Source organism: Pseudomonas wayambapalatensis, assembly GCF_049942315.1.
GTDB classification, from domain to species: domain Bacteria; phylum Pseudomonadota; class Gammaproteobacteria; order Pseudomonadales; family Pseudomonadaceae; genus Aquipseudomonas; species Aquipseudomonas wayambapalatensis.
In genome coordinates this window covers 1-18,471 of record NZ_JBNFMU010000210.1, presented here as the reverse complement: position 1 = coordinate 18,471, position 18,471 = coordinate 1, and the positions used below count along the sequence as shown (strand labels likewise).

Annotated in this window: 18 protein-coding genes; 12 read left to right on the top strand and 6 right to left on the bottom strand. The window is 64.2% G+C overall.

Annotated elements, in window-relative coordinates:
* The first annotated feature begins 152 nt into the window (after nucleotides 1-152).
* The 3 genes from trpB (at nucleotide 153) to ACPZMI_RS18260 (ending at nucleotide 2,609) form a co-directional block, all read left to right on the top strand.
* Nucleotides 153-1,370, top strand: coding sequence for a tryptophan synthase subunit beta (trpB, locus tag ACPZMI_RS18270; protein WP_186670007.1), 1,218 nt, complete (start codon nucleotides 153-155; stop codon nucleotides 1,368-1,370).
* Nucleotides 1,367-2,176, top strand: coding sequence for a tryptophan synthase subunit alpha (gene trpA / locus ACPZMI_RS18265; protein ID WP_426352771.1), 810 nt, complete (start codon nucleotides 1,367-1,369; stop codon nucleotides 2,174-2,176). The genes trpB and trpA overlap by 4 nt, the downstream gene beginning before the upstream one ends.
* Before the next feature lie 124 nt (nucleotides 2,177-2,300).
* Entirely contained in the window at nucleotides 2,301-2,609 is a 309-nt protein-coding gene (locus tag ACPZMI_RS18260) for a DUF3757 domain-containing protein (RefSeq protein ID WP_186670010.1), read from the top strand.
* Nucleotides 2,610-2,655: 46 nt separating this feature from the next.
* Here the strand turns inward: ACPZMI_RS18260 and ACPZMI_RS18255 are convergent, their stop codons facing one another.
* Entirely contained in the window at nucleotides 2,656-3,579 is a 924-nt protein-coding gene (locus ACPZMI_RS18255) for a choline sulfate utilization transcriptional regulator (protein ID WP_426352770.1), read from the bottom strand.
* 111 nt (nucleotides 3,580-3,690) lie between these two features.
* On the opposite strand from ACPZMI_RS18255, the gene betC reads away from it, so the two are divergent.
* The 3 genes from betC to ACPZMI_RS18240 all read left to right on the top strand — a co-directional run bounded on the left by betC (nucleotide 3,691) and on the right by ACPZMI_RS18240 (nucleotide 7,838).
* On the top strand, nucleotides 3,691-5,208 hold the full coding sequence (betC, locus tag ACPZMI_RS18250) for a choline-sulfatase (protein WP_186710937.1): 1,518 nt from the start codon (nucleotides 3,691-3,693) through the stop codon (nucleotides 5,206-5,208).
* Between the two features lie 14 nt (nucleotides 5,209-5,222).
* The gene (choX, locus tag ACPZMI_RS18245) at nucleotides 5,223-6,152 is read left to right on the top strand and encodes a choline ABC transporter substrate-binding protein (RefSeq protein WP_186670013.1); all 930 of its coding nucleotides are present in this window, start codon (nucleotides 5,223-5,225) and stop codon (nucleotides 6,150-6,152) included.
* Between the two features lie 120 nt (nucleotides 6,153-6,272).
* Nucleotides 6,273-7,838 (top strand): SulP family inorganic anion transporter, encoded by a 1,566-nt coding sequence (locus ACPZMI_RS18240; RefSeq protein WP_411383532.1) that lies wholly within the window; start codon nucleotides 6,273-6,275, stop codon nucleotides 7,836-7,838.
* A gap of 3 nt (nucleotides 7,839-7,841) precedes the next feature.
* Here ACPZMI_RS18240 and aroE read toward each other — a convergent pair whose 3' ends face one another.
* A complete protein-coding gene (gene aroE / locus ACPZMI_RS18235; protein ID WP_426352769.1) occupies nucleotides 7,842-8,666 on the bottom strand; it encodes a shikimate dehydrogenase in 825 nt (274 codons plus the stop codon).
* Nucleotides 8,667-8,691: 25 nt separating this feature from the next.
* The gene (gene hemF / locus ACPZMI_RS18230) at nucleotides 8,692-9,603 is read right to left on the bottom strand and encodes an oxygen-dependent coproporphyrinogen oxidase (RefSeq protein ID WP_426352768.1); all 912 of its coding nucleotides are present in this window, start codon (nucleotides 9,601-9,603) and stop codon (nucleotides 8,692-8,694) included.
* A gap of 133 nt (nucleotides 9,604-9,736) precedes the next feature.
* Here hemF and ACPZMI_RS18225 point away from each other — a divergent pair, with 133 nt between their 5' ends.
* Entirely contained in the window at nucleotides 9,737-10,714 is a 978-nt protein-coding gene (locus tag ACPZMI_RS18225) for an NADPH:quinone reductase (RefSeq protein WP_426352767.1), read from the top strand.
* Between the two features lie 358 nt (nucleotides 10,715-11,072).
* On the opposite strand, the gene ACPZMI_RS18220 is transcribed toward ACPZMI_RS18225, so the two are convergent.
* From ACPZMI_RS18220 to dprA, 3 genes are all read right to left on the bottom strand, one after another.
* Nucleotides 11,073-11,378 carry a hypothetical protein gene (locus ACPZMI_RS18220; protein ID WP_426352766.1) on the bottom strand — a complete coding sequence of 102 codons (306 nt, stop codon included), beginning with the start codon at nucleotides 11,376-11,378 and terminating at the stop codon, nucleotides 11,073-11,075.
* Between the two features lie 522 nt (nucleotides 11,379-11,900).
* Nucleotides 11,901-12,458 carry an L-threonylcarbamoyladenylate synthase type 1 TsaC gene (gene tsaC, locus ACPZMI_RS18215; RefSeq protein WP_426352765.1) on the bottom strand — a complete coding sequence of 186 codons (558 nt, stop codon included), beginning with the start codon at nucleotides 12,456-12,458 and terminating at the stop codon, nucleotides 11,901-11,903.
* A 37-nt stretch (nucleotides 12,459-12,495) separates the two neighbouring features.
* On the bottom strand, nucleotides 12,496-13,593 hold the full coding sequence (gene dprA / locus ACPZMI_RS18210) for a DNA-processing protein DprA (RefSeq protein WP_186670230.1): 1,098 nt from the start codon (nucleotides 13,591-13,593) through the stop codon (nucleotides 12,496-12,498).
* Between the two features lie 208 nt (nucleotides 13,594-13,801).
* Between dprA and def the strand changes: the two genes are divergently transcribed.
* Genes def through ACPZMI_RS18185 form a run of 5 tightly spaced genes read left to right on the top strand, consistent with a single transcriptional unit; the run spans nucleotide 13,802 to nucleotide 18,326 of the window.
* Nucleotides 13,802-14,308, top strand: a complete 507-nt coding sequence (def, locus tag ACPZMI_RS18205; RefSeq protein WP_186721119.1) for a peptide deformylase — start codon at nucleotides 13,802-13,804, stop codon at nucleotides 14,306-14,308.
* A 60-nt stretch (nucleotides 14,309-14,368) separates the two neighbouring features.
* The gene (fmt, locus tag ACPZMI_RS18200) at nucleotides 14,369-15,301 is read left to right on the top strand and encodes a methionyl-tRNA formyltransferase (RefSeq protein WP_426352764.1); all 933 of its coding nucleotides are present in this window, start codon (nucleotides 14,369-14,371) and stop codon (nucleotides 15,299-15,301) included.
* Nucleotides 15,298-16,608, top strand: coding sequence for a 16S rRNA (cytosine(967)-C(5))-methyltransferase RsmB (gene rsmB, locus ACPZMI_RS18195; RefSeq protein ID WP_426352763.1), 1,311 nt, complete (start codon nucleotides 15,298-15,300; stop codon nucleotides 16,606-16,608). The genes fmt and rsmB overlap by 4 nt, the downstream gene beginning before the upstream one ends.
* A gap of 23 nt (nucleotides 16,609-16,631) precedes the next feature.
* Nucleotides 16,632-18,005: a Trk system potassium transporter TrkA gene (gene trkA / locus ACPZMI_RS18190; RefSeq protein WP_186670218.1), complete on the top strand. Its 1,374-nt coding sequence runs from the start codon at nucleotides 16,632-16,634 to the stop codon at nucleotides 18,003-18,005.
* A gap of 12 nt (nucleotides 18,006-18,017) precedes the next feature.
* Nucleotides 18,018-18,326, top strand: coding sequence for a tetratricopeptide repeat protein (locus tag ACPZMI_RS18185; protein ID WP_186670216.1), 309 nt, complete (start codon nucleotides 18,018-18,020; stop codon nucleotides 18,324-18,326).
* Nucleotides 18,327-18,471 lie beyond the last annotated feature (145 nt).

Below are 18,471 nucleotides of genomic sequence, written 5' to 3'. Positions count from 1 at the left end.
GGGGGCCTATGGATGAGTGTTGATCTCTGTGTGGAAAATCCCTCTCCAAAAGGTTGGTTGCGGTGTGGAGCGTCACACTTTTTTTGGGGGGGTGGTTTTCCCCGCGAAGAAGGCGACACGATCTTCCAATCCAGACCCCTATGGAGCGCCCCATGTCCCAGTCCCAATACCGCCCCGGCCCCGACGCCAATGGCCTGTTCGGCGCATTCGGCGGCCGCTACGTAGCCGAAACCCTGATGCCCCTGGTCCTGGACCTGGCCCGCGAGTACGAAGCGGCCAAGGCAGACCCCGAATTCCTCGAGCAGCTCGCCTACTTCCAGCGCGACTACATCGGCCGCCCCAACCCGCTGTACTTCGCCGAGCGCCTGACCGAGCACTGCGGCGGCGCGAAGATCTTCTTCAAGCGTGAAGAGCTCAACCACACCGGCGCGCACAAGGTGAACAACTGCATCGGTCAGGTGCTGCTGGCCAAGCGCATGGGCAAGAAGCGCCTGATCGCCGAGACCGGCGCCGGCATGCACGGCGTGGCCACCGCCACCGTCGCTGCGCGCTTCGGCCTGCCCTGCGTGATCTACATGGGCGCCACCGACATCGAGCGCCAGCAGGCCAACGTGTTCCGCATGAAGCTGCTGGGCGCCGAGATCGTTCCGGTCACCGCCGGCACCGGCACCCTGAAGGACGCCATGAACGAGGCCCTGCGCGACTGGGTCACCAACGTCGAAGACACCTTCTACCTGATCGGCACCGTGGCCGGCCCGCACCCGTATCCGGCGATGGTCCGCGATTTCCAGTCGATCATCGGCAAGGAAACCCGCGCCCAGTTGCACGAGAAGGAAGGCCGCCTGCCAGACAGCCTGGTCGCCTGCGTCGGCGGCGGCTCCAACGCCATGGGCCTGTTCCACAACTTCCTCGAAGACGAAAGCGTGCAGATCATCGGCGTCGAAGCCGGTGGCCATGGCGTGCACACCGACAAGCATGCCGCCAGCCTCAACGGCGGCGTCCCTGGCGTACTGCACGGCAACCGCACCTACCTGCTGCAGGACGACGATGGCCAGATCACCGATGCCCACTCGATCTCCGCCGGCCTGGACTACCCCGGCATCGGCCCCGAGCACGCCTATCTGCACGAAGTGAAGCGGGTCGAATACGTCAGCATCACCGACGACGAAGCCCTGGACGCCTTCCACGCCACCTGCCGCCTCGAAGGCATCATCCCGGCGCTGGAGAGCTCCCACGCCCTGGCCGAGGCGATCAAGCGCGCCCCGAACCTGCCCAAGGATCACCTGATGGTCGTGTGCCTTTCCGGCCGCGGCGACAAAGACATGCAAACCGTGATGAACCACATGGCTGCCCAGGAGAAACAGGCATGAGCCGTCTTGAACAACGTTTCGCCGACCTGAAGGCCGAAGGCCGCTCGGCGCTGGTCACCTTCATCACCGCAGGCGACCCTGGCTACGATGCCTCGCTGGAAATCCTCAAGGGCCTGCCTGAAGCCGGCGCCGACGTGATCGAGCTGGGCATGCCCTTCACCGACCCGATGGCCGACGGCGTGGCGATCCAGCTCGCCACCCTGCGCGCCCTGGAGGCCGGCCAGACCCTGGCGAAAACCCTGCAGATGGTCCGCGAATTCCGCGTCGACAACCAGACCACGCCGATCGTGCTGATGGGCTACTACAACCCGATCCACCGCTTTGGCGTGGAACAGTTCGTCGCCGAGGCGAAGGCCGTCGGCGTCGATGGCCTGATCATCGTCGACCTGCCGCCAGAGCATGACGCCGAGCTGGCCACCCCGGCCCAGGCCGCGGGTATCGACTTCATCCGCCTGACCACCCCGACCACCGACGACGTGCGTCTGCCGCGTGTGCTCGAGCGCAGCTCGGGCTTCGTCTACTACGTGTCGGTGGCCGGCGTGACCGGTGCAGGCTCGGCGACCACCGAGCACGTCAAGGAGGCCATCGCCCGCCTGCGTCGCCACACCGACCTGCCGATCAGCGTCGGTTTCGGCATCCGTACGCCAGAGCAGGCCGCAGCGATCGCCAAGCTGTCCGATGGCGTGGTGGTGGGTTCGGCGCTGGTCGACAAGATCGCCCAGGCCAAGTCGCCCGAGCAGGCTGTGAGCGATGTGCTGAGCCTGTGCTCGGCGCTGGCTGAAGGGGTGCGCGGCGCCCGGGGCTGAGGGGGAACTGGCGTACGATAGTTCCATGCACATGCATTCGGCTACCTGATAATTTTGCTAGTTGTGTCAGGCCTTCAGAGATCGCAAGCTGAAAGCTCACTAACTTGCTGAAGGAATAGCCGATATGCGTGTACTCTCAACCGCACTTCTTGCTCTGTTTATGTCAGGCACTGCACTTGCTGCAACTTGCCCCGAGCCCAAGGACATCAAGGAAGCCTCGACACAATCCACCGAGGATGGCTTCAGTGGCTATCACTACACTTCTGCAGATGGCAAATGGAAAGGCTTTGCGCCGAATGCCGATGACAAGGGCACCAAGGAAGTTCAGCTGGCCTCGTTGAAATTCGTCAACTCGCAGGAAGGTTCGACCTCCACTATTTGTCGCTACACGGACGCCAAAGGCGGAGGCCTGAGTCTTTCAAGCAAGAAATAATAAGAGGGGGGCGCCTAGCGCGCCCTTCTTTTGCGCATTTCTTGGCTCAATCCGTAGCAACAGATGGGTTCGATAGGCTGAGCTCACGCTCCAGCCACTCCACAAACCGCTCGATCAACGCCCCACGCCGCTTGCGTGGCGGCAACACCACGTAATAGCCACGCGACGAGCGCAAACTCCCTTCCACTGGCCGGCACAGCAACCCCTGCTCGACCAACCCGTCGACCAGATGCCCCCAGCCAATCCCGACCCCTTGCCCGGCGATCGCGGCCTGGATCAACAAGGTGTAATTATCGAAGCGCAACTGCCCTGGTGGTGGCGGGCTGACCACGCCGAAACCGCGAAACACCCCCGCCCAGTCGAACCAGCCACTGGCCTGTTCACCGCGTAGATGCAACAAGGGCAATCGTTCCAAAGCCACGGCTGACAAGGGTTTGCCATCAGTCAGCCGAGGGCTGCAAACCGGAAAGACCTCTTCATCGAACAACCAGCGGCTTTCGCCCTGATGAAAGCGCCCATCGCCAAACAGCACGGCCACATCAATATCGGGGCGCAGCATCCCCTGGCTGCGTTCACCGGTCACCAGGCTCACGTCCACCTGTGGATAAGCCTCGTGGAAGCGCTGCAGCCGGGGCATCAGCCAGAAGGCCGCAAAGGCGAAGTCGGTGGCCACCTGCAGCACCTCGTGCTGGCCGCGGCCGCTCGCCTCGGCGATGCCTTCGTCCATCGCCTGCAAGCCCTGGTGGACCTGCTCGAACAGCGACTGGCCCACATCCGTCAGCTCGATACCCCGGTAGATCCGGTCGAACAGGCGCGTGCCCAACTGCGCCTCGAGCCGCTTGACCTGCTGGCTCACCGCCGGCTGCGTGGTGCCCAGTTCCAGTGCCGCCGCCGTGAAACCGCGCAAGCGCGCCGCCGCCTCGAACACGCGCAAGCTTTCCAGTGACATGCCCGCAAGGTGCTCAAACATAAGCTCAGCTAATCCCAGTCATTGCCCGCCATGGGCTTTACCCATGTTATCCACAGCCGCATCCTCGATCGCAAGCAATTCACATAACGTTCGACGATGGAAGGGCACCCCATGAAGCAACCCAACATCCTGTTCATCATGGCCGACCAGATGGCCGCGCCTATGCTGCCAATCTACAACCCCTCGCCGATCAGGATGCCGAACCTCGCCCGCCTCGCCGAACAGGCTGTGGTCTTCGATTCGGCCTACTGCAACAGCCCGCTGTGCGCGCCGTCGCGCTTCACCCTGGTCAGCGGCCAGTTGCCCAGCCGCATCGGCGCCTACGACAACGCCGCCGACTTTCCCGCCGACATCCCCACCTACGCCCACTACCTGCGCCGCCTCGGCTACCGCACCGCGCTGTCGGGCAAGATGCATTTCTGCGGCCCCGACCAGTTGCACGGCTATGAAGAGCGCCTGACCAGCGACATCTACCCCGCCGATTACGGCTGGGCGGTGAACTGGGACGCCCCCGACGTGCGCCCGAGCTGGTACCACAACATGTCCTCGGTGCTACAGGCCGGGCCGTGCGTACGCACCAACCAGCTGGATTTCGACGAGGAAGTGGTGTTCAAGGCGCAGCAGTACCTGTACGACCACGTCCGCGAGGATGACGGTCGGCCGTTCTGCCTGACGGTATCGATGACCCATCCCCACGACCCCTACACCATCCCGCGGCGCTACTGGGATCTCTACGCGTCTGTGGATATCCCGCTGCCGCGCGACGAAATCGCCCAGGACCAGCAAGACCCCCACTCGCAGCGCCTGCTCAAGGTCTACGACCTGTGGGACAAGCCGCTGCCTGTGGACAAGATCCGCGACGCGCGCCGCGCCTACTTCGGCGCCTGCAGCTACATCGACGACAACATCGGCAAGCTGCTGCAGACCCTCGAGGATTGCGGCCTGGCCGACGACACGCTGATCGTGTTCTCCGGCGACCATGGCGACATGCTTGGCGAGCGCGGGCTCTGGTACAAGATGCACTGGTTCGAGATGTCGGCGCGGGTGCCGCTGCTGGTCCATGCGCCCAAGCGTTTCGCCGCGGCGCGGGTCAGCGCCAGCGTGTCCACCTGTGACCTGCTGCCGACCTTGGTCGAGCTGGCAGGCGGGGCTGTGGATAACAGCCTGCACCTAGACGGCCGCTCGCTGCTCGGCCACCTGCAAGGGCAGGGCGGACACGACGAGGTGATCGGCGAATATATGGCCGAGGGTACGGTCGGGCCGCTGATGATGATTCGGCGTGGCGCGTACAAGTTCGTGTACAGCGAAGACGACCCGTGCCTACTCTACGACCTGAGCCGCGACCCGCACGAGCGGGAGAACCTCACCGGCAGCCCGGATCACCAGGGCTTGCTGCAGGCATTTGTCGATGAAGCCAGGCAGCGCTGGGACGTTTCCAGCCTGCGCCAGCAGGTGCTGGCCAGCCAGCGCCGCCGCCGTCTGGTGGCCGAGGCCCTGGCCATCGGCAAGCTGAAAAGCTGGGACCACCAACCCCTGGTCGACGCCAGCCAACAGTACATGCGCAACCATATCGATCTCGATGACCTCGAGCGCAAGGCACGTTATCCACAGCCCGCACCCATGGATTGAGAAGAGAGGCCGCCATGCAGAAGTTCTCCACCGCCGTGATCGCCCTGGCCCTGGGCCTTGGCGCCCTGACCGCCCAGGCGGCCGACAGCGACACGCAATGCAGCACCGTCAAACTGGCTGACCCCGGCTGGAGCGATATCGCCTCCACCAACGCCATCGCCCGCTTGCTGTTCGAAAGCCTGGGCTACCAGGTGAAGATCGACAGCCTGGCCGTGCCGATCATCTACGGCGGCCTGAAAGATGGCCGCGTGGACGCCTTCCTCGGCAACTGGATGCCAGCGCAGCAGGGCTTTCATGACAAATTCATCGCCACCGGCGACGTGAAACAATTGTCGCGCAACCTCGAAGGCACCGAGTTCACCCTGGCAGTGCCCGACTACGTGTGGAATGCCGGTATCAAGGACTTCGCCGACCTGCAGAAACACGCCGAGCAGTTCGACAAGAAACTCTACGGCATCGGCTCCGGCGCGCCGGCCAACCTGTCGCTCAAAGAGATCATCGACACGAACGCGTTCGACCTCGGGCAGTGGAAGCTGATCGAGTCCAGCGAGCAGGCAATGCTGGCGCAGGTCGACCGCGCCGTGAAGAAGAACCAGTTCATCACCTTCCTCGGCTGGACACCGCACCCGATGAACGTGAAGCTGAAGATGCACTACCTCACCGGTGGCGAAAAATGGTTCGGCAGCAGGGGCGAGGTGTTCACCCTGGTGCGCAACGGTTATCCACAGGCGTGCCCGAATGCCGCGAAGCTGCTGGGCAATCTGGTATTTACCCTGGATATGGAGAACGCCATCATGGCCGAGGTTGTGGACAAGAAGGTCAGTTTCGACCAGGCGGCCAAGGCGTGGGTGAAGGCTCATCCACAAGTGCTGCAGGCGTGGCTCGCTGGCGTGAGCAGCAAGGCTGGCGGTGATGGACTGGAGGCCGTCAAGGGCAAACTCTGATTTCTGACTCGCCCGCGAATGCTGTGGTGCATTCACTGACGCATTCGCGGGCAAGCCCGCTCCTACAGTTGGTATGAATCCGCTCCAGACAGGGGCAAAACTCAGGACTGTGAATAACCCATGCCTCGCCTGACCCATCTGCTGCCCTTCCTGACCTGGCTTCCCCGGCAATCCGGCCGCAGCCTGCGCCAGGACCTGCTGGTGGGTCTGAGCGGCGCGATCCTCGCCCTGCCGCAATCCATCGCCTATGCGCTGATTGCCGGCCTGCCCGCCGAATACGGCCTGTATGCGGCCATCGTGCCGGTACTGATCGCCTGCCTGTGGGGGTCGTCCTGGCACCTGATCTGCGGCCCCACCGCCGCCATCTCCATCGTCCTCTACGCCAGCGTCAGCCCGCTGGCCGTGGCCGGCAGCAGCGACTACGTGACCCTCGTCCTGCTGCTGACCTTTCTTGGCGGGGTGTTCCAACTGCTGCTCGGGCTGCTGCGCTTCGGCGCACTGGTCAACTTCGTCTCCCATTCCGTGGTGCTCGGTTTCACCCTGGGTGCCGCCATCGTCATTGCCCTTGGCCAGTTGCCGAATCTGATGGGCATGGACTTGCCCAGCCAGGCCACGGCACTCAAGACCGCCCAGGACCTGTTCGCCCATGCCCGCGAAGTGGACCTGCCCTCGCTGGGGCTGGGCCTGGCCACCTTGCTGATTGGCATCGCCATCAAGCTCGTGCGCCCGCGCTGGCCGGCGCTGTTGATCAGCCTGGTGCTGGTGAGCCTGGTGGCGTGGCTGCTGCCCGGTTACTTCGCCCACGTGCCCCGCGTTCCTGCGTTCAGCGGCCATCTGCCGCCCCTGAGCCCGCTGCCGTTGCTCGACCTGGACCTGATCCTGCGCCTGCTGCCCAGCGCCGTGGCGGTGGGCATGCTCGGGCTGGTCACCAGCCTGTCGATCGCCCGCTCGTTGTCAGCACGTTCGGAACAACTGATCGACGCCGACCAGGAGATCCGCGCCCAGGGCTTTTCCAACATGGTCGGCGCGTTTTTCTCGGGTTACCTGTCGTCAGGTTCGTTCACCCGCTCCGGGCTGAGCTTCGAGGCGGGCGCCCGTTCCCCCATGGCCGGGGTGTTCTCGGCGCTGTGGGTGGCGCTGTTCGCCGTGGCCGGCGCCGGGCTCATCGCTCACCTGCCGATCCCGGCGATGGCCGGCAGCATCCTGCTGATTTGTTGGGGGCTGGTGGATCACCGGGCGATTCGCGCGTTGTTCCGGGTCAGTCGTTCGGAGTTCCTGGTGATGGCGCTGACTGCGGCGGCCACCCTGTTGCTGGAGCTACAGACGGCGATCTACGCGGGAGTGCTGGCGTCGCTGTTCTTCTACCTCAAGCGCACCTCGCGGCCGCGGGTGCAGCAGAGCCGTGAAGGGGAGGCGGACGTGCTGCGGGTCGGTGGCTCGATCTTCTTCGGTGCCGCGCATTATCTGCAGGTACGCCTGCAGCGCTGCCAAGGGCCACATGTGGTGATCGACGCGCGACAGATCAACTTCATCGACTATTCGGGTGTGGATATGTTGCACCGCGAGGCGCGGCGGCTGGTACGCAATGGCGGCAGCCTGACCCTGCATCGGGCCAGGCCCCAGGTGGTGGAGGAATTGCAGAAGCTGGAGGGGATCGACGGGTGTCCGATCAGGTTCGAGGAGTAAGCCCTACCCCCGCGCCAACTGCCGCCGCAATTCATCCAGCACTGGCCCGGTCTCAGGCCGAACCCCACGCCAGACATAAAACGCCTCGGCCGCCTGCTCGGCGAGCATTCCCAGCCCATCCAGCACTTTCGCCGCCCCAAGCTTCGTCGCCCACTGGCAGAACGGCGTCGGCTCCTTGCCATACATCATGTCGTAGCACACCGTGCGCCCGGCCTCGACCAGGCTCTCGGCAATCGGCGGCAGCTCACCCGACAGGCTTGCCGAAGTAGCGTTGATGATCACGTCCACCGGCTCCTGCAACCAGGCAAAGCCGCTGGCGACCACCGGCCCGAGTTCATCGAACTCGCGCGCCAGCTGCTCGGCCTTTTGCACTGTGCGATTGGCGATCACCAGCGATTGCGGCTTATGCGCCAGGATCGGCTGCAGCACGCCACGCACCGCACCACCGGCGCCGAGAATCAGGATGCGCTTGCCCGCCAGCGTGACCCCGGCATTCACCGTCAGGTCGCGCACCAGGCCTGCGCCATCGGTGTTGTCGCCCTGCAACGTGCCATCGGCCAACAGGGTCAGGGTGTTGACCGCGCCCGCGCGTTGCGCCCGTGGCGTGAGGCTGTCGCACAGGCGGTAGGCTTCTTCCTTGAATGGCACGGTCACGTTGGCGCCGCTGCCCTGCTTGAAGAAGCCGCGGGCGCAGTCGCTGAACTCGTCCAGCGGCGCCAGCAGGGTGCTGTATTCCAGATCCTGGCCGGTCTGTTCGGCGAACAGGCGGTGGATCAGCGGCGACTTGCTGTGGCCGATGGGGTTACCGAAAACGACGTACTGGTCCATGGGGAATCCTCGGTTATCCACAGATTTACTGGCCGAGCCAGTCGCGGTCCTGCAGGAAGTACTCGGTCAGGCGCGCTTCTTCGCTGCCAGGCGCGGCCTTCCAGTCGTAGCCCCAACGAACCTGCGGCGGTAACGACATGAGGATCGACTCGGTACGCCCGCCGGATTGCAGGCCGAACAGCGTGCCGCGGTCGTAGACCAGGTTGAACTCGACATAGCGCCCACGGCGATATTCCTGGAATTCGCGCTGCTGCGCGGTGTAGGGGGTGTCCTTGCGCCGCTGCACGATCGGCAGGTAGGCGTCGATGTAGGCATCGCCGATGGCACGGATGAAGGCGAAGCAGGTGTCGAAATCCCACTCGTTCAGGTCATCGAAGAACAGCCCGCCAATGCCACGGGGTTCGCCGCGGTGCTTGAGGTGGAAGTAGCGGTCGCACCAGGCCTTGTAGCGCGGGTACACGTCGGCACCGAAGGGGGCACAGGCCTGTTCGGCGACGCGGTGCCAGTGGATGCAGTCTTCCTCGTTGCCGTAGTACGGGGTCAGGTCGAAGCCGCCGCCGAACCACCACACCGCTTCTTCGCCCTCTTTCTCGGCGATGAAGAACCGCACATTGGCGTGGGACGTTGGCACATGCGGGTTGTGCGGGTGGATCACCAGCGACACGCCCAGCGCCTCGAAGCCACGGCCGGCCAGCTCCGGACGGTGCGCACTGGCCGACGGTGGCAGGCCGGCGCCGAACACATGGGAGAAGTTGACCCCGCCTTTCTCGATCAGCTTGCCCTCGCCGATCACCCGGGTACGACCGCCGCCGCCAGCATCGCGAACCCAAGCGTCCTCGACGAAGCGGGCGCCGCCGTCCTCGGTTTCGAGGGCGGCGCAGATGCGGTCTTGCAGGTCGAGCAGATAGGCCTTCACGGCCTCGGTGCGGCTGGTCATCGGGTCACCTGGGAGGGGCAGGGAGGAATTCGCCGCGTAGCATACCACCGGCCAGCGCCGCGCCGCAGTTGACGGCAGTCAAGCAAAGGCGTCCGATAGAGGGCCTTTGCGATGACGACAATAGGAGTGTGTGATGGCCAAGCGTATTCAGTTCAGCCAGCATGGCGGCCCGGAAGTCCTGCAGCTCGTGGAATTCGAACCGACACCGCCCGGCCCGCAGCAGGTGCGCGTGCGCAACCATGCGATCGGTCTGAACTTCATCGATACCTATTTCCGTGGCGGGCTCTACGCGCCGCCATCACTGCCTTCTGGCCTGGGCACCGAAGGTGCGGGGGTGGTCGATGCGGTGGGCGAGGGCGTCACCCGCTTGAAGGTCGGCGACCGCGTGGGCTACGGCGGCGGGCCGCTGGGCGCCTATGGCGAATACCACACCCTGCCGGAAGCGAACCTGGTGAAGCTGCCCGACAGCATCAGCTTCGAGCAGGCTGCGGCCGTGATGCTCAAGGGCCTGACCACCCAGTACCTGCTCAAGCAGACCTACGCGGTGCAGCCCGGCGACTTCATTCTGTTCCATGCCGCCGCAGGTGGCGTCGGCTCGCTGGCCTGCCAATGGGCCAAGGCCTTGGGTGCCAAGCTGATCGGCACTGTCAGTTCCGCAGAAAAAGCCGAGCGCGCCAAGGCGCTGGGGGCCTGGGCGACCATCGATTACAGCCATGAAGACGTGGCCAAGCGTGTGCTGGAGCTGACCGAAGGCAAGAAGTGCGCGGTGGTGTACGACGGCGTCGGTGCCGACACCTGGCTGACCTCCCTCGACTGCCTGCGCCCGCGCGGATTGATGGTGAGCTTCGGCAACGCCTCCGGCGCCGTGAGTGGCGTGAACCTCGGGATTCTGTCGCAGAAGGGCTCGCTGTACGTGACCCGGCCGACCCTGGCCAGCTACGCCAACAACGCCGAGAACACCCAGGCCATGGCCGATGACCTGTTCGCGATGATTGCCAGCGGCAAGCTGGTGGTGGATATCCAGCAGCGCTATCCGCTGGCGGAGGCTGCGAAGGCGCAGGCCGAGTTGTCGGCGCGGCGGACGGTGGGGTCGACGGTGCTGTTGCCCTGACTCTTGCGGGAGCTGTGGTTCGGTGTACCGAACCCGCTCCCACGGAGGGGTCTGCTCAGGTCATAAGCCTGCGTAGGAAATTTCCCTAAATAAGAAATGTGCCCCTAGGGTCCGCTGAAACCAGCACCGCTCTCAAGAATAGCTAACGAACAAATGCTTCCAAGTGAGCTATCGATGGTGATTCGCACTCGACTTCTCGCCTGTTAGCACTGTCTGCGATGGCTTCCAAACTATAAGGCATTCGCCTTTCTGGAATTGCTTGATAGAGGCATTCAGGCGACTCGTATTACGTTCACTCGCAAGCAAATATTCAGTCTCATCCAAAGCGACGGTAGCTGGATTTCTCAAGGTCATAATCTCAGGGCACTTTCCAAGGAGTTGGCTTAGACTCGATCCCATCCAGCATCGCTTCAACCAGGCCCTCTGCCAGCTCGATGGCATGCAGGTTCGACCAGAACATGCCCCGACCTCCATCACTCAAGTGGTCAATGGCTTTGATGCCAGTGTCGTAGGCGCAGCGCAGGTAGAGCGCGACGTGGACCAAGGCGTCGTGGGGTTCGATGTCGGGGTTGACGGTGAAGAGCGGGGGATGGCCGGCGTCGCAGCGGCCGAAGGGGTGGGCGGTGGTTTTGGGGAGGGGTGGGTCGGGGACTATTTTTTTCATAATTGCTCCAGTGATGGAGCTGACACCCTTTCGTTACCACACGGTTGGGTGGCAGCTGTACGCGGAGTGGTAAACCGGACTGGAGGCATTTCCGGCAGGCAAAAGCCTCCCGCGCACAGCCGCCATAAGCGGCATTGCCCCAGAAACACCGGGTTACCACACCCGATCGCCAAGTTGTTCGGCGACGGTCTGGAGCCTAGAGGTAGACGTTCCCACTGAGAAGGTAATGGCGATCGACAGGCCGCGTAGGATATTTCCCTAAATCAGAAATGTGCAGCCTCAAGGATCAGAATCAGAAAGATCACACCGCTACTGCGCACGTTGTAGGAGCAACTGGCTTGTTCAAAATCTAAAGGCCAGCCCAATCCCTGGACTGCCCCCAAGGGTTGGATTTGTGTCCAACTTCTTGGGGGCAGTCCATCCCTGTGGGAGCGGGCTTGTCCCGCGATCACCGGCATAGCCGGTGCCATGCATCGCGGTGTTACTTTCGCGGGCAAGCCCGCTCCTACAAGGTGTGAACAATCAGCCCGGCCGCACTACTTCGCCCGTGACCAGATCGCGAATCACACTCGGATTCCTGCGGCCGCCCAGCGCGCCGCCGAGCACCAGGTCCAGCTCGTTGTGGAAATACTGCTCCACCCGCAACCGGCTCTTGGCCGCCGGCCGCCCGGCAGGATTGGCGGAGGTGGAGATCAGTGGCCCCACCAGCGCGCACAGCTCGCGCACCTGAGGATGATCGCTGACGCGCAGCGCCACCGTATCGTGCTGGCCAGTCACCCACTCGGGCAACAGGTCCTGGTGCGGCACCAGCCAGGTGTTCGGGCCCGGCCAGGTGCTGCCCATGCGATCGATCCAGTCCTGGGGGAATTCCTCGAACAGGAAGTCGAACTGACGGATGTTGTCGGCGACCAGGATCAGGCCTTTATCCACAGGGCGCGACTTGAGCGCCAACAGGCGGTACACCGCGTCTTCGTTCCACGGGTCGCAGCCCAGGCCCCAGACCGCTTCCGTCGGATAGGCGATCACCGCACCCGCCTTCACCTCACGCGCGGCTTGTTGCACACGCCAACTGCTCACCATTGCTGTCTCTCCGCTTTAAGGCTGATGCGCAGTGTACTTAGGCGGAACGGGCAAACCAACGTCCGGCTTCACTGCTGACCCGTCCTTCGAGTTCGAGCTCGGTCAGACTGGCCAGTACCTGGGCCAGTGGCAGCCCGCTGCTGTGGGCCAGGCCCTCGCTGGTCTGTGGAGCGGCATGCAGCAACGCCAGCAGTGGATGACCCGGTTTCTCCACAGACGCAGGAGGCAGGTTCTGCCAACCGCGCAGGCTGTCGAGGATCTGCCCGACACTCTCCACCAGCAGCGCACCATCGCGAATCAGTTGATGGCAGCCCTTGGCGCCAGGATGGTGAATGGAGCCGGGAATCGCGTACACCTCCCGGCCCTGTTCGGCTGCCAGCCGGGCGGTGATCAACGAGCCGCTGGCCAGGCTGGCCTCCACCACCAGCACGCCGAGCGACAGGCCGCTGATGATGCGATTGCGGCGGGGGAAGTTGCCGGCCAGTGGCCCAGCGTCCAGCGGATACTCCGAAACCAGCGCGCTGCCGTTGTCGATCATGGCCCGTGCCAAGTCGCGATGGCGCTGTGGATAAAGTTTTTGCAACCCCGTGCCGAGCACCCCGATCGTGTGGCCGCCGGCGTTCAACGCAGCCCGATGAGCGGCGCCGTCGACACCCAGTGCCAAGCCGCTGGTGATGGTGAACCCGGCCTGAGCCAGGCAACGGGAAAACGCACCGGCCGTATCCAGCGCCGGGGGTGACGCACGCCTGCTGCCGACGATCGCCAACTGCGGCCGTTCGAGCAGGGCCGGGTCGCCGGCGACGAAAAGCAAAGGCGGCGGATCATCTATCTCGGCCAGCAATGCCGGGTATCCAGGGCCGTCCCACATCAGTAAACACTGGCCCGGACGCTCTAGCCAGGCCATTGCAGCCAATGCGCCATCGCGTACTTGCGCACTGCGCCGGGCGTCTATACTGGAAGCCTTCAGGCCCAGAGCACGCCAGGCGCTGGCCGGGGCACTGAGTGCCGAAGAGGCACTGCCGAATGCTTCGATGAGGGTATGGAAACGACGCAAGCCAATATCGGGAAGGCGATGCAGACGCAGCCGCGCCTCCAGTTCCGCTGGAGTGCAAGGCGACGAACGGGATGGGTTCATGGTGGATCATCCTTGATCGGCAGGAGGCCAATAAGCGGGCACATCCTGTGGATAACTTTGTGGGTAACACTTTGAAAAGCTGTCGACTGAAACGCCAGCTATCAAGCTCATAGAGACCCTAGCCAAGCTTCCCAGGTGCCGAACGCTCCATTTCCCTTTATTATGTGTGCTCAGTTTTCAACCAAACGCACAGTGACTGCCTGACCCTATGGCCATCTTGAACATCCTCGAATTCCCCGACCCGCGCCTGCGCACCCTCGCCAAACCGGTAACGGAGTTCGACGACGCCCTGCACCAGCTGATCGACGACATGTTTGAAACCATGTACGAAGCGCCCGGCATCGGCCTGGCCGCGACCCAGGTCAACGTGCACAAGCAGGTCGTGGTGATGGATCTTTCCGAAGATCGCAGCGAGCCGCGGGTGTTCATCAACCCCAGCGTCGAAGAGCTGACCCACGACATGGGCCAGTACCAGGAAGGCTGCCTGTCGGTGCCAGGCTTCTACGAGAACGTCGACCGCCCGCTGCGCGTACGGGTCAAGGCCCAGGATCGCGACGGCAAGCCCTTCGAGCTCGAGGCCGAAGGCCTGCTGGCGGTGTGCGTGCAGCACGAGTTCGATCACCTCAACGGCAAGCTGTTCGTCGACTACCTGTCTCAGCTCAAACGCGACCGGATCAAGAAGAAGCTGGAAAAGCAGCACCGCCAGCAAGCCTGATCCCCACCTTCCAGAAGGCTTGCTCCGGCAAGCCTTTTTCTTTTTTGAAGCGAGAACTCCATGCGCATCGTCTTCGCAGGCACCCCAGAGTTTGCCGCCGAACACCTCAAGGCCCTGCTCGACAGCCCGTACGAAATCGTGGCCGTCTACACCCAGCCCGACCGTCCCGCCGGCCGGGGTCAGAAGCTCATGCCGAGCGCGGTCAAGGCGTTGGCCGTGGCCCACGACATCCCGGTGCTGCAACCGCCGACCCTGCGCAACGCCGAAGCCCAGGCCGAACTGGCCGCGCTCGCGCCTGACCTGATGGTGGTGGTCGCCTATGGCCTGATCCTGCCGCAGGCGGTGCTGGATATTCCCCGCCTTGGCTGCATCAACAGCCATGCCTCGCTGTTGCCTCGCTGGCGCGGTGCGGCGCCGATCCAGCGCGCCGTGGAGGCGGGCGACGCTGAAAGCGGTGTGACGGTGATGCGCATGGAAGCGGGCCTGGACACCGGCCCCATGCTGCTCAAGGTCAGCACGCCGATCAGCGCCGAAGACACCGGCGGCAGCCTGCACGACCGCCTCGCCCAGATGGGCCCGGGCGCCGTGGTTCAAGCCATCGCCGGCCTCGCCGACGGCAGCCTGCAGTGCGAGGTGCAGGATGACGCGCTGGCCACCTATGCGCACAAGCTGAACAAGGATGAGGCACGCCTGGACTGGAATCGCCCGGCCGTGGAACTGGAGCGCCTGATCCGCGCCTTCAACCCGTGGCCGGTGTGCCACAGCACCCTCGACGGCGAAACCGTGAAGGTGCTGGGCGCGAACTTGTCCACAGGCAACGGCGCTCCGGGCGAGATCCTGTCCGCGAGCAAGGACGGCCTGGTGGTCGCCTGCGCTGACGGCGCCCTGAGCCTGACGCGCCTGCAACTGCCCGGTGGCAAGGCCCTGGCCTTCAGCGACCTGTTCAACAGCCGCCGCGAGAAGTTCGCAAGCGGCAAGGTGCTCGGCCAATGAACCCACGCCTGGCTGCCGCCCGCGCCCTTGCGGCCGTACTCAGCGGCAAGGCTTCGCTGAACAGCTCGCTGCCCGCGCAACTGGACAAGGTCGAGGAGCGCGATCGCGGCCTGACCCAGGACCTGGCCTTCGGCACCGCCCGCTGGCAACCACGCCTGGACCTGCTTGCCGCACAACTGCTGCAGAAGCCGTTCAAGGCCGCCGACGCCGATGTGCAGGCGCTGCTGCTGGTCGGCCTGTACCAGCTGTTCTACACACGTATTCCGGCACACGCTGCCATCGGCGAGACCGTTGGTTGCGCCGACAAGCTCAAGAAGCCTTGGGCCAAGGGCCTGCTCAACGCCGTACTGCGCCGCGCCCAGCGTGAGGGCGAGGAACTGCTCGCCAGCCTGGAGCGCGACCCGGTGGTCCGCACCGCCCACCCGCGCTGGCTGCAGAAGTCGCTAAAGGCGTTCTGGCCGGAGCAATGGGAAGCCATCTGCGCCGCCAACAACGCCCACCCGCCGATGATCCTGCGGGTCAACCGCCGTCATCACAGCCGTGATGCGTACCTGGCGCTGCTAGCCGATGCTGGCATCGGTGCCAGCGCCTGCCCGTTCAGCCGCGACGGCATCGTGCTGGCCGAAGCCTGCGACGTGCGCGGCCTGCCGGGCTTCGCCGACGGCTGGATCAGCGTGCAGGACGAAGCCGCACAGCTGTCGGCCGACCTGCTGGAGCTGGCTCCCGGTCAACGTGTACTCGATGCCTGCTGCGCCCCGGGCGGCAAGACCTGCCACCTGCTCGAAGCCGAGCCGGGCCTGGCGCAGATGGTCGCCATCGACCTGGAGGCCAAGCGCCTGGCGCGGGTACGGGAGAACCTCGACCGGCTGCAGCTCGATGCCGAGCTGATCGCCTGTGATGCCCGCGATACCGCCAGCTGGTGGGACGGCAAGCCGTTCCAGCGCATCCTGCTCGATGCGCCGTGCTCGGCCACCGGCGTGATCCGCCGCCACCCGGACATCAAGCTGACCCGTCAGGCCGAGGACATCCCGACCCTGGCCGCACTGCAGGGAGAGCTGCTCGATGCGCTGTGGCCGACGCTCGAAGTCGGCGGCATGCTGCTCTACGCCACCTGCTCGAGCCTGCCGACCGAGAACACCGACGTGATAGACGCCTTCCTCGCCCGCACCCCCGGTGCCCGTGAGCTTGACCTGGCGACCGAGGCCGGCCTGCGCCAGCCCCACGGCCGCCAGCTACTGGCCCAGGAAGGCGGCCACGACGGCTTTTACTATGCCAAGCTGATCAAGATCGCCGCCTCGCGCGGATAAGAACAAAAGGTAGGGAGTAGCGGATGAAGATCATCATCCTCGGCGCAGGCCAGGTAGGCGGTACGCTGGCCGAACACCTGGCGAGCGAAGCCAACGACATCACGGTGGTCGACACCGATGGCGAGCGCTTGCGTGACCTGGGCGACCGCCTCGACATCCGCACCGTGCAGGGCCGCGCCTCGCTGCCCACGGTACTGCGCCAGGCGGGCGCCGATGATGCCGACATGCTGGTGGCAGTGACCAACAGCGACGAGACCAACATGGTCGCCTGCCAGGTGGCCTATTCGCTGTTCCACACCCCGACCAAGATCGCCCGGGTGCGCGAATCTTCCTACCTCAGCCGCGAGGAGCTGTTCGACAACGACCACATTCCGGTGGACGTGCTGATCAGCCCCGAGCAGGTGGTGACCAACTACATCAAGCGTCTGATCGAGCACCCCGGCGCCCTGCAGGTGATCGACTTCGCCGAGGGCAAGGCCCAGTTGGTGGCGGTCAAGGCCTACTACGGCGGCCCGCTGGTGGGTCAGCAACTGCGCCAGATCCGCGCGCACATGCCCAATGTCGATACCCGCGTGGCTGCGATCTTCCGCCGCGACCGGCCGATCAAGCCCCATGGCGACACGGTGATCGAGGCCGACGACGAAGTGTTCTTCATCGCCGCGAAGAAGGACATTCGTGCAGTGATGGGCGAGCTGCGGCGTATCGACGAGACCAACAAGCGAGTGGTCATCGCCGGTGGCGGGCAGATCGGCGAACGCCTGGCCGAAGCCATCGAAAGCCGCTACCAGGTGAAGATCATCGAGATGAGCCCGGCACGCTGCCGGCATCTTTCGGACAACCTCGAAAGCACCGTGGTCCTGCAGGGCAGCGCATCGGACAAAGACCTGATGCTCGAAGAAAACATCGCCGAGGCCGACATCTTCCTGGCCCTGACCAACGACGACGAGGCCAACATCATGTCGTCGCTGCTGGCCAAGCGCCTGGGTGCCCGCAAGGTGATGACGCTGATCAACAACCCGGCCTACGTCGACCTGGTGCAGGGCGGCGACATCGACATCGCCATCAGCCCGCAGTTGGCAACCATAGGCACGCTGCTGGCCCATGTGCGCCGTGGCGATATCGTCAGCGTGCACTCGCTGCGTCGCGGTGCAGCGGAAGCCATCGAGGCAGTCGCCCATGGTGATTCGAAATCGAGCAAGGTGATCGGCAAGGCCATCGAAGACATCGCCCTGCCGCCCGGCACCACCATCGGCGCGATCATTCGCGACGAAGAGGTGCTGATCGCTCACGACGACACGGTGATCGAGGCGGGTGACCATGTGATCCTGTTCGTTGTGGATAAAAAGCATATTCGCGATGTGGAGAAGCTGTTCCACGTCGGCTTGAGTTTCTTCTAGAGGGAAGACGGCATGCGCGAATCGCTGGAAAAGATGCTGGCCAAGGGTGTGGATAACCCGCTGCTGAGATTCGGCCTGGGCAAGGCCTGGCTGGATGAGGGCAAGGGCGCCGAAGCAGCGGTGCACCTGGCGAGTTGCGTCGAGCAGGACCCGAAGTACTCGGCAGCGTGGAAACTGTTGGGCAAGGCGTATCAGCTCGAAGGCGACATCGCTGCGGCGCGCAAGGCGTGGGAGGAGGGGATCGTTGCGGCGCAGGCCCATGGCGACAAGCAGGCCGAGAAAGAAATGGCCGTGTTCCTGAAAAAGCTGAACAAAGCCTGACAGACGCCGCGGTCCTTGTAGGAGCAACTGTCTTGTTCAAAATCTAAAGGCCAGCCCAATCCCTGTGGGAGCGGGCTTGCCCGCGAAAAGAACACCTCGATCATTCAGACGAACTCGAATCAGCTTGCTTTATTGCTGACTTGGT